The sequence below is a fragment of the Aquimarina macrocephali JAMB N27 genome, from assembly GCF_000520995.1.
GTDB classification, from domain to species: domain Bacteria; phylum Bacteroidota; class Bacteroidia; order Flavobacteriales; family Flavobacteriaceae; genus Aquimarina; species Aquimarina macrocephali.
This window is the reverse complement of the sequence record NZ_JACA01000034.1, coordinates 26,050-42,106: the sequence shown is the minus strand read 5'-3', so window position 1 is coordinate 42,106 and position 16,057 is coordinate 26,050. Positions and strand designations below refer to the sequence as shown.

Sequence of the window (16,057 nt, the reverse complement as noted above, 5' to 3'; positions counted from 1 at the left end):
TTTTACTTAAACTTTGATTTGACTTTAAAATTATAGTAATAAGCAATTTGAGCAAGTTGCCCTACAATCTTCACAGAATCTTTCATAGATAACTTAGAACCATCAGCATGTACCCATCGTTTAAGTGGTTGCTCACATATATAAGAAATGGCTTTTTCTTTTCCATAAAACTTACGCATCTTCATAAAAATTTCTACATCAAATAACCATTTTGTAATAAATTTTTCTCTAAACATTTCATTGACTATTTCTCTATCCATTATTTTGGCACCACATTGTGTATCGTTAAAGGACATACCTAAGATATTTCTGATAATCAAATTAATAGTTTTGCTTATTATTTTTCGTGCAGACTCTTTGGTGATATTTGCTCCCATTCTACTCATTCTTGAGCCACTTACGATTTTAAATTTTGAAGATTCTATAGTTTTAACCAAATCATCAAAATCTTTAAAGTCTGTTGATAAATCAGCATCTAGATATCCTATATAATCTAACTGTGAGTCTTTGGCAAGATGAAGAACTCCTTGTCTTACAGCTTCTCCTTTCCCTCCATTTTTAACACAGTTATATACACTAATGTTATCTTCTCTCCCTTCAGATAGTTTTTTTAAAACTTCTAGAGTATTATCTGTACTTCCATCATTAACAAAACATAAATGATATCCTAAGTTACTGTGTGCGAAATCGATAAATTCTGTACTCAAAATTCTTGCCTCTTCATTGTAACAAGGGATTACAACTCCAACGCAATGTCTTTGTAACATTTGACCTTTAGAGTTGTTTTCTAGCTTTTTTGTAGGTTTTATACCAAGAATTCTCGCAATACGGGCCGAAATTTCATTAAGCGATAATGGTTTTTTCATATAGTCATCTATCCCCAGATCAAAACCATCTATAATAGTATCTTCATTTGTGTTCCCTGACATCACCAAAATATTAACATCTGATTTTTTTTCTTGACGAATATTTTTAATTACATCAAGACCAGACATTCCATCCATATTAATATCTACAATAACAATATCTGGTTTAAAACTATCAAAAAGATCTAATCCTAATTGACCATTATCTGCGCATTTGATAATGTACCCTGTATCAGAGAGGTGTTTTTCTAAGGATAATAAAACAAGTTGTTGGTCATCTATTGCTAAAATTCTCTTCATTTAAAGTAGGTTTCACGATATAACAATTCAGTAAATAAAATCGATATATGCATATTCAAAAAAATATAAATAGGGGTAATTAGATAAGAGTAGAAGACTAACTTCTTTAACGAATATAATTTTTATAGGGTTTCTTATTCGTTTGCATTTTGACTAGAAATTGAGCACCCTTCTGTTAAAAAGAAAATCAATAACTATTTTAAAAGTAGGGAATTATTAGTAAACTAAGCTTATAAAGTGTTAATGTTTTATAATGGACTATAGATTTTATAGGATAATTAAGTAAAGATTAAAATTCATTTCTATTGCATTTTTTATAAACTTAATAGAGGTTATTAAAAGTAACATCACCAAAAAACATGGAGGTAATAGTAGTTCTGATTATTCTTTATTTTGTGCATATAGAAAATAGAAGATATAAATAAAAAAGCATACCAATTCTACTTATATAAATCCGTATTTTTACCAATCATACAAAAATACAGATGAAACCAAAATATACCTATCCTTTTACTGCCATCCCCGATCAGGAAGATCTAAAATTATGTTTGTTACTTAATCTGGTAGATTCAAGTATTGGAGGGGTACTGGCAACAGGTGATAAAGGTACTGCCAAAACCACTATGGTAAGGGGGTTGAGTCAATTGATGGGAGAAGATTTTCCATTTGTTAACTTACCTATTGGCGCTACCGAAGATCGAGTATTAGGGAGTATTAATCTAGAAGCATTGATTAACCAGAAAACTACGATTGTAGATAAAGGATTACTAGCACAGGCACATCATGGATTTTTGTATATCGATGAGGTAAATCTCCTCAATGATTACCTGATGGATGTATTATTAGACGCTTCGGCAACAGGAGGGTATCACCTGGAACGTGAAGGAATCTCTCAATGGATGGATAGTCGTTTTTGTCTGGTAGGAACAATGAATCCCGAAGAAGGAGCTTTGCGGCCACAGTTATTAGATCGATTTGGATTAAGTGTTACTATCCAGACTCCCAAAGAAATGAAGACACGTACCAAAATTGCAATGCAGCGTCTTAGTTTTGATAGTGATCCAATAGCATTTTATAAACAATTTCAAGAAGAAGAACAGCAGGTTAAACACCAAGTTATTTTGGCCAAAAAGAGACTTAATGATGTAATTATTCCAGAATCAATACAAGAACAGTGTGCTGCATTAACTATTGCCAATCAAGTAGAAGGAATGCGTGCAGACATCTTACTTTTGAAAACGGCTAGAGCCTATGCAGCATTCTATAATGAGGAACAGGTAACTGCAGAAATGGTAGATAGTATAGCACCTTTTGTATTGCAACATCGAGCAAAAGAGTATACACCTCCAACAGATCAGAATAAAGAAAACCCATCTGATACAGAGAACCATACACCCCGGGAAGAAAGTGTACCTCGAAACGGACAAAGTAGTACAGCATTTCAATTGCCGAAGGCTGTACAACAAGGATTGAAATTTTCAGTTTCAAAAGCATCTAAAAAACAAGAAATCCTTTTAGATACCCCACAGAAATTATATTCGGTATCACAACCGGCAGAACGACAACAAGAAATATCAGTATTGCAATCTGTACAACACTATCTGAAGACGGGGAAATTTACAGCAATATATAAACAAACAACACAGAAAGCCACGGCACGAATTATATTTTTGGTTGATACCAGTGCGTCTATGGCACTAGATCAACAAATGGCATATTTAAAGGGGGTCATAGAGAAAACAATTATGTCATATCCTTTGCAAAAAATCCAGTATGCTATAGTTGGCTTACAGGATACTACAGCTAAAATTATCCAGAAGTTTACGGCTAATATTCAGGAAATTTCAAATATAAATCATCAATTAAAAACAGGAGGAAAGACGAATTTGGGAGCTGCTTTTTTTAAAGTATATGAATTGCTGCGATCTGTAAATACGCAAACAGTACAATTGTTTGTTTTTACAGATGGAAAAATAAATGCGGGAGCAGAAAACCCATTTCAATATGCAATCACCACGTATAAAAAATACCTGGCGAGGATTCAAAAAACTACTGTTATTGATACCGAAACAGGGTTTGTAAGATTAGGTAAGGCCAAGCAGTTAGCACAACAGCTAAAGTTGAATTATACTACAGTCTCTGATTTTTAGTAATTTAAATAATTATGTGTAGAGAAATATACAATTATAAAAAGAAATGTCGCCCTGAGCTTGTCGAAGGACATTCTTACAATAATTTACTTCGACAAGCTCAGCATGACAATGAATCGAAGAAATTACACCAATACAAAATTTATGATCTAACTTCTAACAGCGAAGCGATCTAAAATCTCAATTCTTTCTAAACCATATGTCCAAAGCATTTTTAATAGCTGCTCCGTGGAGTAATTCGGGAAAAACAACACTTACACTAGGGATGTCTCGTTGGTTTAGTAACCAGGGAAATACTGTGCAAACTTTTAAATGCGGACCCGACTATATTGATACGATTCATCACAGTACTGCTGCTCGAAAATCAGCTATAAATTTAGATACCGTGATGATGCCTGAGAAACATGTAAAAACTGTTTTTGAACATTATAGTGCGTCTGTCGATATTAGTATTATAGAAGGAGTGATGGGATTGTTCGATGGTGCAGTAAAGGATCGGGGAAGCTCGGCAGCGATAGCTAAATTATTGGATATTCCGGTAATCCTGGTGGTTAATGCCAGTGCTATGGCATATACGATTGCTCCAATCTTACATGGATTAAAAACTTTTGATCCCAAAGTTAAGATCGCGGGCGTTATTTTTAATTTTATAAAAACAGAATCACATTATGCCTTCCTTAAAGAAGCATGTGATACTGTAGGGATTCCATCTTTAGGATACATTCCACCGAATGAAGAAATTGCAATTCCCTCACGTCATTTGGGATTACATATCGATGGTACTTTTGAAAATGTTATTGAAAAAGCAGCCTCGCATATTGCAACACATATATCGTTACCAACACTTTTAGAATATGCAAAAATAGTTCCTGAAATAGATCAAGAAGCATCGGATATTATAACTTCAGAAAAAAAATATAAGATAGCTATAGCAAAAGATGAGGCATTTACATTTACTTATCTTCAAAATCTAAAATGGTTAGAAGCTATTGGAGAAATCCTATATTTTAGCCCGATTCATGACCAGAAACTCCCTGAAGCAGATATGATATATCTGGCAGGAGGGTATCCTGAATTATATCTTGAAATGTTATCCGATAATATCGCAATGCGAAATCAGTTAAAAAAAGCTGCAGATCGGGGAGTAAAAATTCTGGCAGAATGTGGTGGGATGATGTATCTGGGAAATACCATTATTGATGAAGAAGGCAAGGAATACGATATGGTAGGAATATTTCCGTTTCGTACTTCTATGCAAAACAAAAAATTATCTTTAGGATATCGAAAAGTAGTGTGTAATGATTTAGAAATTTGGGGACACGAATTTCATTATTCCAAAGTAATGAACGATGATATCATACCCACTGTAGGGCAAGTCTTCTCGGCAAGAGAAAAAGAAGTTTCAACAAAAATATATCAACATCAAAACGTATACGCCAGCTACATTCATTTGTACTGGGCAGCGTTAGAAGAACCTGTAGATTTATGCATCTAATCGCAACCATACCCGGAGGGTGGAACCCCAATGATGATGGTATTTTTTATATCGATCAGCAACCGGGAGATATTGTATTTCTGAGTGCCGGAGATACCGAAATTCATACCTTAAATGAGGCGTATAAGGAACTACACGAAGCCGAAGGAAATAAATTACCTAGTTTGCGAATGACCAATCTGGTATATCTCAAACAAGAATTGACAATAGATACCTATCTCGAAGAAGTATTGAGTAAAGCCAAAGTTATTGTTTGTAGTATGCTAGGAGGAATTAGCTACTATACATATTTGGTAGAATCCCTGGTGAATTTGCAAGAGCAAACGGGTAATACGATATTATTTTTACCAGCTCATGAACCGGATTTTGAGCTAATGCAGTTGTCATCTGTCGACATACAAATTGTACATCAGTGTCGACAATATTTACAAGAAGGAGGAAAAGAAAATGCTGTTGCCCTATTTAATTATTTACGAACTCATTTCTTTGATATACAACTTCCGATTGTACCTGCTATAGGTATTGCAGATGTATTTTTGTATACTACAGCGTTAGGAATGACTACTCAAGAGGTTTTAGAAAGTACTATAGATACCTCCAAACCTAATGTGGCATTGTTAGGATATCGCACTCATTTTCTATCTGATAATATGGAGCCGTTACATGTGATGAGTACAGCACTTCAGGAACGAGGAATAAATGCCTTTGTGGTTTTTGTCAGCAATCTGCGAGATCCTAAATTATTAGATCAGGTACAAACATTAATGACACATAACGGGAATCGTGATGTGCATACCATTATTAATACTACAGGGTTTACGATCAAACCCATGGATGGTTCAGCGTTTATCTTCGAAAAACTTAAAATTCCCGTTTTGCAAGCCATATTTTCTACTGCTAATAAGCAAGTATGGGAAGAAGGACTCTTTGGGTTACCTCCTACAGATATTGCTATGAATATCGCCTTACCCGAAATTGACGGAAGAATTATTGGTCGTGCGGTTTCGTTTAAAAAAGAAATTAGTAAAGATGCACTTACCGATAGCTCTATTTTAAAATATGAGGCTCATATTCCTGCCTGCGATTTTATGGCAGAATTAGCTCAGCGCTGGGCAGCATTACAGTATAAAAAGAATATAGATAAAAAGGTAGCGGTCATTTTACCAAATTACCCCAATAAGGACAGTCGTCTTGCAAACGGAGTAGGTCTCGATACACCCGAAAGTTGCATTGTTTTATTAAATACGCTTAAAGCCGAAGGGTATAATGTAGGAGAACAATTACCAAAGAGTGGTACAGAGCTAATGCATTGGATTACACAGGTGACCACTAATGATGTTACGACCACAATGACCAGGCCGCATGCATTGACTTTTGATCGAGCAGATTTTGATATATGTTTTTCGGCATTATCTTCAGCATTACAGGATAAAGTAACAGCACAATGGGGGAAACCAGAAGATGATCCGTATTATACCGGTGATGGATTTATAGTATCTGGATTTTTATTGGGAAATATCTTTGTGAGTATTCAACCTTCCAGAGGGTATAATCAGGACCCACAGACAATCTATCATTCTCCTGATCTGCCACCAACCTATCAATATCTTGCCTATTACTTTTGGTTACAACAAAACTATCAGGCAGATGCAGTGATCCATTTAGGAAAACACGGAAACCTGGAGTGGTTACCCGGAAAAAGTGTATCACTAGATCCCGAAACTTGCTTTCCTGCAGCCGTATTTGGAGCATTACCACATTTTTACCCGTTTATCATTAATGACCCGGGAGAAGGAACACAGGCAAAACGACGCAATCAGGCAGTGATCATAGATCATTTAATTCCGCCGATGACCCGTGCAGAAAGTTACGGTAGTCTAATGAAACTGGAACATCTGGTAGATGAATATTATGAAGCAGCTACCTTAGATCCCAAACGATCACGTGTATTAGAAAAAGAAATAGCTGATCTGGTTACGCAAACCAAATTAAATGTGGATTTGGGAATCGCCTCAGACGATGTAGATGAATTATTAGTCAAATTAGACGGATATTTATGTGAATTAAAAGAAGCACAGATTAGAGATGGGCTCCATATTTTTGGAAAGGCTCCTGTAGATGAACAGCTCATTGATTTGTTAATAGCATTACATCGCGTACCAGGATATCAACAGGAAGGAATCACACAAGCACTGGCCAAAGATTTAGGAATCACCAAAAACATTCTAGAGGTTGCTTATACAGAATCTATGGAGTTGACTATTGAAGGTGTTTTTTGTAAAACGGCAGGGCACGTGACTCAACAATTAGAAAGTATTGCAAAAAGACAATTGATTACGTATTTAGAAAAAGAAATCCTTGCCGAAGAGTATCCTTTCTTGAATCAAATAGTACGACATATAAAATCTACTACTTTAGTTGCGGTAGAACAAACTACAGACGAACTTGAGTATTTATTAGGAGGTCTTAATGGATGCTATGTTCCCTCTGGGCCATCGGGAGCACCAACACGAGGTCGATTGGATTTGTTGCCTACCGGAAGAAATTTTTATTCTGTAGATGTACGTACCATTCCTACCGAAACAGCTTACCGTTTGGGAGAGAAAAGCGCACAGCTCATTATTGATCGATATTTGCAGGAAAACGGAGATTACCCCGAAACCATTGGAGTTTCGGTATGGGGAACCTCTACCATGCGTACAGGGGGCGATGATATTGCACAAGCATTTGTATTAATGGGAGTACGCCCGTTATGGAAAAATGCCAATCGCAGAGTTACTGATTTTGAGGTAATCCCCTTAATAAGATTAGGAAGACCCAGAGTAGATGTTACATTACGGATCTCAGGGTTTTTTAGAGACGCATTTCCAGATGTAATCAATCTGTTTAATGCGGTGGTAACGCGTTTGGCAAATCTGGATGAACCTATAGAAGATAATCCAATCAGAAAACGATTTTTGATAGAACAATCACAATGGCAGGAGCAAGGATTACCACAAGAGGAAGCTTCGCAACGTGCTTTATATCGTGTGTTTGGTTCTAAGCCGGGAGCATACGGAGCAGGACTGCAAGCAGTAATCGATGAGAAGAACTGGCAAACCCAGGAAGATCTTGCCAAAGTATATATCAATTGGAGTGGATATGCCTACGGCAATTCTAAAAAGGGAGTTTCTGCACATGAATCGTTTCAATATCGATTACAAGCGATGCAGATTGTAATGCAAAACCAGGATAACAGGGAGCATGATATTTTGGATAGTGATGATTACTACCAATTTCATGGGGGATTGGCCAATGCCGTAAAAACTGTAAAAGGTAATGAAGCCGAAATCTATTTTGGAGATCATTCCCGACCAGAAACCCCCAAGGTAAAAACATTGAAAGAAGAATTACTAAAAGTATACCGCTCACGGGTAATTAATCCCAAATGGATTGCCGGAGTACAACGGCATGGGTATAAAGGAGCTTTTGAGATGGCTGCCACTTTAGATTATCTGTTTGCCTATGATGCTACGACAAATCTGATTGATGATTTTATGTATGAAGGAATTACAGAAAGCTATTTGTTAACTCCTGAAAACAAAGAATTTATTACCCAAAACAATCCCTGGGCATTAAAAGATATGAGTGAACGCTTGTTGGAAGCTATACAACGAGGGATGTGGGCAAATCCTTCTGATGAGGTTAAAAGACAATTAGAGGAGTTGTATATGGAAGGTGAAGGATTAACAGAGTAAGTATATCTTCTTTTAGGCTAACAGGTTAATGTCGTAGATCGGGCAAAAACCAGTAGATTTGTAAATAAACATACATAGAATATAAAGGATATATATCCTTTATAACATTGTTGTAGGTAATTTGAACCAACCGCCAGAAGTTAAAACCGAATGAATGAAGTTTTAAAAATATTATCCCTAATTATATTGATGAATTTTGGTTGTAACGCGCAAAACAATGAACCATCTGAATTTATTCCAAAAGGATATGTAGAGTTTGACAAATATTTTGGAGACCTTAATAAAGATGGAAAAGATGACTGCGTACTTGTAATTAAGAAAACCGATACAAGTAATGTGGTTATAAATCGGTTTGACAAAACAGTTAACAGAAATAGGCGTGGAATAATTGTGTTATTTAAAAATGCGAATGGTTATCAACTTACCGATAAAAATTACAATTGTTTTTCATCCGAAAATGAAGATGGTGGAGTTTATTTCCCACCTGAATTATGGATTGAAATTAAAAATGAAAAATTGCATGTGCATTATGGACACGGCAGATACGGATATTGGGATTACACCTTCAGATTTCAAAAATCTAATTTTGAATTAATTGGATATGATTCTAGTAGTAATCGTGGTCCAATCACAAATAGAGAAACAAGCATTAACTTCTTGACAAAAAAGAAACTAATTAGAGAAAATACCAATGAGGATGCGGAAAGCGGAGATGAGATATTTAAGGAAACTTGGAGTAATATTGAAATAGAAAATCTAATCAAACTGTCTGAAATAAAAGACTTTGATGAATTAGACATGTATAATTATTGATTAAAAAACTACCTGCAACAATGGCTATAATTAATACGGGGTTTGGTGCTTAATCCAAAGTTTAGTGTTTAAAATGAAGTCCGCCAAATAGAATATTACGCGATAACGAAATGATCTATTTTGGCCTTATAAATGAAAAGGTAAAAACAAAATAAAAAGTTTTGACTAAGTACTTAACCAAAAGGTTACTACTTTTAATTTCCTTACTAACCATAGCCGAGACGTTGTGTTTCACTTAAGAAAAAGAAACAGTTCATGAATTATCAAACTTTTCAGCCTCATCCAGATTTAGAATCGCTAATTAGTTGTTATTGGACTTTGGAAGTTCCTGCAGCAGAGGATACCCAAAGACAACGAATAATTCCTGATGGTACAATCGAAATGGCATTTATACTTGGAGATGATATAAAACGATATACTACCGAAGATAATTTCATTATACAACCTCGTTCAATGGTGCTAGGACAAACCATTGCCCCTTTTTATATAGAGCCAACAGGATATGTTAACACATTTGCAATTCGTTTTTATCCTTATGGTTTTGCCAATTTTGTAACTGTACCAATCAGAACGTTGGCAAACAAGGAAACGCCAATAGAAATGTTATTTGGAGAAAAAACCGCCAAAAAATTAGAACAAGACATAATTCAAGCAACAGATACAAAACAAAGAATAGAGATCATCGAATTTTTTCTTCTAAATAAACTCAGTGAGCAGGTCACAGTCGACAATATTGTTAAAACAACTATAGATACTCTTTTGTCAACAAAGGGGAGTACATCTATACGTGATATTCTTAAAGAAGATGTATCCAAAAGGAGACAACTAGAAAGAATGTTCGTAAAACAAATAGGGATCAGCCCGAAACAGTTAGGTAAAGTAATTCGGTTACAAAGTGCTCTAAAAATGTTGCTTAACGAAGAAGGAGAAAGCCTCACTAATATTGCTTACGAAAGTGAATACTACGACCAGGCGCATTTTATCAAAGATTTTAAGGAGTTTACAGGAATTAGCCCAAAAGAGTTTTTAGGGAATGAAAACATGACGCTTTCTTCTATTTTCTACAAATGAATTAAATCTGTCGCATTTTTACAATTTCGATTCTCATTTACAGTTTAACTTTACCTCTACATTTAATTAGTAAACATGAGAAGAACAATATGTAGTCTTTTTACTGCACTATTAATCTTGGGCTTTACTGCTTGTAATAGCACAGATAAACCCGAATTAGAAAGACAGAAAAATGATTCAACTATAAATCAAAGTGCAAAAGCCATGAAAAGTTATGTTTCAATTTTTGAAATTCCAGCAACAGACATTTTACGAGCAATCGAATTTTATCAGGCAATTTTGGATATTAATATAGAGAAAATGGAAATGCCAGGTATGGAAATGGGCATACTTCCATACGAAGGGCAGATGGTTACTGGTGTTATTATGAAAGGAGAAGGTTTCCAGCCTTCGGCAGATGGTGTGACTATATACCTAAATGGTGGAGATAACCTTCAGGTAATTCTTGATAAAGTCGAGAAAAATAGCGGTAAAATCATTGTTCCCAAAACACCTCATGCCGATGAAAGCGGATATTTCGCAATGTTTCTTGATTCTGAAGGAAATAAAATGGGGTTACATTCCCCAAACTAATTAAACCCGGATTATGCATTAGAAAATCTATTACGCCTTGTAACTACTTCAAAATATACCGTTGCACTACATTTTTCAGTTTAACCGTAGCGATGCTATGCTAAAACTAAAAAAAATGCCATATTTCATAGTACTTTCAAGTCTCATAACGAAGTTTTAATGCATAATCGGGTTGAAGAAAAAAGCGAACGCAAAACAAGATATAAAAGCAAAAGCGGTTCGAGTACAAACTCGAACTGCTTTTTGTGTTTAAATAGGTATATTGCTATTTAAAAGCAAGTGCTTTTAGACAAAACAGTTACTAATAATAGTAAACAAAAATATCAAACTGAATATGCAAATAACATTAGAATATTGGAATACTTTAGCTAACCAAACTATTCTGATAAGCTCTTTATTGAGTGGTTTTTCTATTACCGTAGTTGCTAATCTATTAGTTTCTGACAAGAAAGATAAACTAACTAATAAAATTTTAAAGTCTGCAACGTTATCTGCTGGTTGTTTTCTCGTCACTGTATTTGCAATGATACAAATCTCAATGATGACTACACCAGGAGGATATTTAAAGGATGTGGTGACAAAAGACTTTTTAATTCCTAGAATAATTGGATTACTGACTTTTATGATTGGACTCTTTTCTCTAACGGTTATGATTTCATTATCGGGATGGACAAAATCAAAAAAAATCGGAATATTTACAACTGCTGTTGGAATATTAACATTGCTACTAATTTTTACAACAATGACAAGAATAAGTTTTTAATCAAGGGTAATGCACTAAACAAAATTATAAACACAAAATATGAGCAGCACAAAACATCATGATGAGCGTATTGCGAAAATGACATTTGCTTGGGTGTATCCACATTATCTTGCCTAAATCGACTTATCTTGTTGAACTGTAACGTTTTGATGTAATTGTACTCTTATATTTAACCAGTTAAATATAAACGTCATGCAAGCATCAATCAAAAAAAACAAATCGTCATTTTATTCAAACCTCCTTTTTTTACTATTTCTGTTTTTCTTCTCTAGTACTATTTTTGCACAGAAAGAACAGCTTTGGTTTGGAACCTACACAGATGAGAACGGAAAAGTGCATCAAGGTAGGTATAACATAATCAAGGACGGTAGGGCTTTAACTAGCATCATTCTCGCTCCGTATGGAAAACCTCCAATGGAATTCACAGTTATCAAAAACGATACAGTTCAAAGATTCGTAGAGATTTCTTGGCCCAATAAGCCTAAACGAATAGCAACTCTTATTCAATATACAGATGGTTATTATGCGGGAAATTTTGAAGACGGAACAAAAATACTCCCTATGGTCATTAAAGAATTTAACTTTCAAGATGCACAATTACAAGGGAACTGGTTTAAGCCTAGTGAAATTGAAGTGAAAATTATAGAAAACACGATTAAACTACTTGGATCTACAGAAGGTTGGAATAAAAACGATACTAGAGTATGTGAATCTAATAACACCTATAGCTTATTCTGTGCACTCTATGAATCATCTATTATTATTGATGGAGAATATCGTCATTTAAGGCCTGCGGTAAAATTTGTTAGGGATGCTATACAAGAAAAATATCCTAAAAAATATGACCATGTTCTAGTGGATTTTAATAATGCAGCAGAAATATCTCTAAAGGAATTACATGAAATTTTAAAATTAGCGAAAGAAAATCTGATTAAAGCTATAAAATAACTATTGTATAGATGTCATAGTAGTAGCATGATTAATCGAAGGTTCTCGTATATTTGTTGTAGTGTTAGATTTTAGAAAGAAAAAGATATAAAATCAATACAGAGTCGTTGATAGCTTGGTAACATTTTGCGCTACTACGTCACAAACTGCCGTTGGCAAACATTTCATAAATCACACCATGCTAGAAATCAGACCTCTTAATAATTTGTCAGTTTATTTGGACCGCCTTATAAAAGGCCGTTTATGGCTTAAGGTAATTATTGGTTTGATTTTAGGTGCTGGGGTTGGCATCGTAATCAACCCGTCTACTGGGTTTGTTCCAGAGAATTTTAGCTTATTATTAGCCAATTGGCTCGACTTACCAGGTCAAATATTTATGAGGTTAGTTCAAATGATTATGATCCCCCTAATATTTGCTTCTATTATTTCGGGAATTGTAGGGAACACATCTGAGAATCTTAAAGCCTTTGGGATAAAGCTGTTATTGTATTTTGTTTTCACTACAGTCATCGCTATCACTATTGGCTTGATCGTCACATTCATCATGAAACCCGGCCAATATGTTTTCAAGCTGGGGGGATTTCCAAACAGCGGAGAAAAACTAATTGAAGCCAATGAACAGACGAACCTGATCGAAAACATTCCAGATACTATTTCTAAGCTCATCCCAAATAATCCACTGGAGTCTATCTTAATGGGAGAAATGCTTGGAGTAGTAATATTTACCATAATAATTGGTGTTGCGATTACCCAGCTCAATCATGACACAGCAAGGCCTATCATTCGTTTTGTCGAAGCGATTCAGAAGATTTGCATGATTGTAATTTCATGGGCGATGATGCTTGTGCCATATGCTGTATTTGGTTTAATAGCAGCCTTGTTATCTAAAATTGGCATTGAAATATTTCTTGGTTTAGGTTACTATATGATAGTCGTTATTCTGGGCTTGATCCTCTTAATGATATTCTATTTAATAATGGTATTCGCTTTCACACGTAAGAATCCTTTGAAATTTTTAAACTTGATCCGTGAACCTCAGCTATTAGCATTTTCTACCGCTAGTTCTGCAGCTGTTATGCCGGTATCTATGAAAACAGCAGATGAAAAATTAGGGGTATCCTCTAATATTAGTGACTTTGTTATTCCTGTTGGGGCAACGATAAATATGGATGGTACTGCTCTATTTCAATGTGTAACCACTTTATTTATGGCACAAGCTTATGGCATTGAGCTGTCGGTGATAAACTTAATATTAATAACCACTACAGTTGTAGCCGCGTCCATCGGAACGCCTGCTATTCCAGGAGGAGGTGTTATCATTCTTGCATCGGTGCTACAGAGCGCAGGAATTCCAATAGATGGACTAATTATTATTATTGGTATAGATAGAATTTTAGGAATGTTTAGAACAGCAGTTAATGTGACTGGAGACCTAACTGCAAGCGTAATTTTCAATAAGTTTTATGGCTCGGATAAAAATATAAAACATTTGCCAACAAAAAATAGATACCACTAAAACAAGTGACTGTTAAAACTGTTGTGTTTCATTAGAAAAACTAACATATGAATAAATTATTTTTTGGATTTTTTCTTTTCTACATAATTATTAGCTGCAAAAGTGAAACAGCAAAATTGATTGATATTGATGGAAATCGATATTCAATAATGAAGTATGGGGAAACTTTTTGGATGACTGAAAATCTCAAAGTTAGACGAGATATAAATGAAAACAATATAGAATATTTTTTCCCTGATGGAGATTCAACTAATGTTCAATTGTATGGGTTGTTATATGATTTCGAAACTGCTTGTAAGGTATGCCCTCAAGGTTGGAGACTACCAAACAACAAGGATTGGGAAAAACTATTTAATTTTTCAAAAGATAATGTAGCGGGCAATTATAAAGATAAACAGTTTTGGAAAGGAGAAATAAATTCAAACAGTAGTAGATTTTCTATAAGACCTTCCGGAATAGGAAATAATGAGGAACATCCAAATAATTTTAATGAAAACACATTATTTTGGTCAAATTCTAAAGAAGAGGAACATTTTATTTGGACGTATATTTTGGAAAAAGGTAACAATAAAATCAGAAAAGCATCACAACATCCAACTTATGCTTTTTCTATACGATGTATTAAATAAGTTGAGTAATAAGATGCAACGGCATATGAATTTGTATTTACTAAATTAAGTGTTTAAAACCCGGATTCTTATCTTTTAGCCTAAACTCTTTTTTCTACTGCATGACTTATATAGTAGCCAATAAAAAGAAATACTCCGTCATAAATTTTATTTTTTTGAAAAAAAAATATTGAAAAATGCAATAGATTAAAAAAGTGTCGTCTTTCTAATTGAAGACCCTTCATAAAAGGTTTTAATGAATTTGGAATCAGATAACAGTAAAAAGCTTACCGATTTTTTTGGAAGAGAATATGAATCTCTCAAGAGGTATGTGAAAACCAAAATAAGTGACACAGCCAATCGGGATGCTGAAGATATCATCCAGGATGTTGCTTTAAAATTATTTTCTGGAGCAGATCGATATGCTCCAATAAATAATGTAGCTGGTTTCGTTTACAGATCGATAAAAAATAAAATTATTGATGTGATGCGAACCACAAAAAAGACAAATTCGATTGACATTGATAAAGATTTATTAGAATTAGCTGAGGTATTGCACCAATCAACCGACAATTACACTTCGGATCAAATGATAGTAGTGTTAAAAAAGTGCATAGAACAGCTAAAACCAGCCTACAAAGATATTATCATAGCTGTAGATTTTGAAGGGTATTCATATAGAGAAATTTCGACTAAAACAGGAATTTCTATAGGAACACTAATGTCTAGAAGGCATAGAGCAATAGGAATATTATATAAAAAAATAGAAGTAGAGATTAATAAAAATAAAAATATATCATGACAAATTTTTTCACTCATAAATTCAGAAAAAAGTCACCAATAGAGATTGTAGGAATAATCATTTTTGGTGCAATTGCAATAACAGGATTAGCCATTTTATTCGGCTTCGTCATTATGTGGCTATGGAATTGGCTTATGCCCGAGATTTTTGGACTGACTACTCTTACCTATTGGCAGGCTGTCGGAGTATTTATATTACTAAAAATATTTCTTGGAGGTTGTGGTAGTGGTAGTGGTAAAAAATCATCAAAAGATTCAAATGACGCCTGTAAAAAAGATTCGAAAACTGATTTTTCAAAATGGAAATACTATGATAAGTTTTGGAAAGAAGAAGGTGATGAATATTACAAACAATATATCGAACGACAATCAAATCAAGTGGAAGAGGACACTTCGAAACCAGAATCAGAATAACA

At 34.5% G+C, this 16,057-nt stretch carries 13 protein-coding genes; 12 read left to right on the top strand and 1 reads right to left on the bottom strand.

Annotated elements, in window-relative coordinates; genetic code table 11:
• Positions 1-2: 2 nt before the first annotated feature.
• Positions 3-1,166 carry a response regulator gene (locus tag Z054_RS0118110; RefSeq protein WP_024771456.1) on the bottom strand — a complete coding sequence of 388 codons (1,164 nt, stop codon included), beginning with the start codon at positions 1,164-1,166 and terminating at the stop codon, positions 3-5.
• Between the two features lie 485 nt (positions 1,167-1,651).
• Between Z054_RS0118110 and Z054_RS30430 the strand changes: the two genes are divergently transcribed.
• The 12 genes from Z054_RS30430 to Z054_RS0118045 all read left to right on the top strand — a co-directional run bounded on the left by Z054_RS30430 (position 1,652) and on the right by Z054_RS0118045 (position 16,055).
• Positions 1,652-3,316 (top strand): VWA domain-containing protein, encoded by a 1,665-nt coding sequence (locus tag Z054_RS30430; RefSeq protein ID WP_024771455.1) that lies wholly within the window; start codon positions 1,652-1,654, stop codon positions 3,314-3,316.
• Between the two features lie 199 nt (positions 3,317-3,515).
• Positions 3,516-4,811 (top strand): cobyrinate a,c-diamide synthase, encoded by a 1,296-nt coding sequence (locus Z054_RS0118100; RefSeq protein ID WP_024771454.1) that lies wholly within the window; start codon positions 3,516-3,518, stop codon positions 4,809-4,811.
• Complete coding sequence (gene cobN / locus Z054_RS0118095) at positions 4,802-8,548, top strand: cobaltochelatase subunit CobN (RefSeq protein ID WP_024771453.1); 3,747 nt, start codon at positions 4,802-4,804, stop codon at positions 8,546-8,548. Before Z054_RS0118100 ends, cobN begins: the two co-directional genes overlap by 10 nt.
• Positions 8,549-8,698: 150 nt before the next feature.
• Complete coding sequence (locus Z054_RS0118090; protein ID WP_024771452.1) at positions 8,699-9,361, top strand: hypothetical protein; 663 nt, start codon at positions 8,699-8,701, stop codon at positions 9,359-9,361.
• A 255-nt stretch (positions 9,362-9,616) separates the two neighbouring features.
• Complete coding sequence (locus Z054_RS0118085; protein WP_024771451.1) at positions 9,617-10,432, top strand: AraC family transcriptional regulator; 816 nt, start codon at positions 9,617-9,619, stop codon at positions 10,430-10,432.
• A gap of 75 nt (positions 10,433-10,507) precedes the next feature.
• Entirely contained in the window at positions 10,508-11,005 is a 498-nt protein-coding gene (locus tag Z054_RS0118080; RefSeq protein ID WP_024771450.1) for a VOC family protein, read from the top strand.
• A gap of 334 nt (positions 11,006-11,339) precedes the next feature.
• Positions 11,340-11,768 (top strand): hypothetical protein, encoded by a 429-nt coding sequence (locus tag Z054_RS0118075; RefSeq protein ID WP_024771449.1) that lies wholly within the window; start codon positions 11,340-11,342, stop codon positions 11,766-11,768.
• Positions 11,769-11,960: 192 nt separating this feature from the next.
• Complete coding sequence (locus Z054_RS0118070; protein ID WP_024771448.1) at positions 11,961-12,716, top strand: hypothetical protein; 756 nt, start codon at positions 11,961-11,963, stop codon at positions 12,714-12,716.
• Positions 12,717-12,894: 178 nt separating this feature from the next.
• Complete coding sequence (locus Z054_RS0118065; protein ID WP_024771447.1) at positions 12,895-14,232, top strand: dicarboxylate/amino acid:cation symporter; 1,338 nt, start codon at positions 12,895-12,897, stop codon at positions 14,230-14,232.
• Positions 14,233-14,279: 47 nt separating this feature from the next.
• On the top strand, positions 14,280-14,861 hold the full coding sequence (locus Z054_RS0118060; protein WP_024771446.1) for a fibrobacter succinogenes major paralogous domain-containing protein: 582 nt from the start codon (positions 14,280-14,282) through the stop codon (positions 14,859-14,861).
• 235 nt (positions 14,862-15,096) lie between these two features.
• Positions 15,097-15,642, top strand: a complete 546-nt coding sequence (locus Z054_RS0118050; protein WP_024771445.1) for an RNA polymerase sigma factor — start codon at positions 15,097-15,099, stop codon at positions 15,640-15,642.
• On the top strand, positions 15,639-16,055 hold the full coding sequence (locus Z054_RS0118045) for a hypothetical protein (RefSeq protein WP_024771444.1): 417 nt from the start codon (positions 15,639-15,641) through the stop codon (positions 16,053-16,055). The genes Z054_RS0118050 and Z054_RS0118045 overlap by 4 nt, the downstream gene beginning before the upstream one ends.
• Positions 16,056-16,057: the final 2 nt, after the last annotated feature.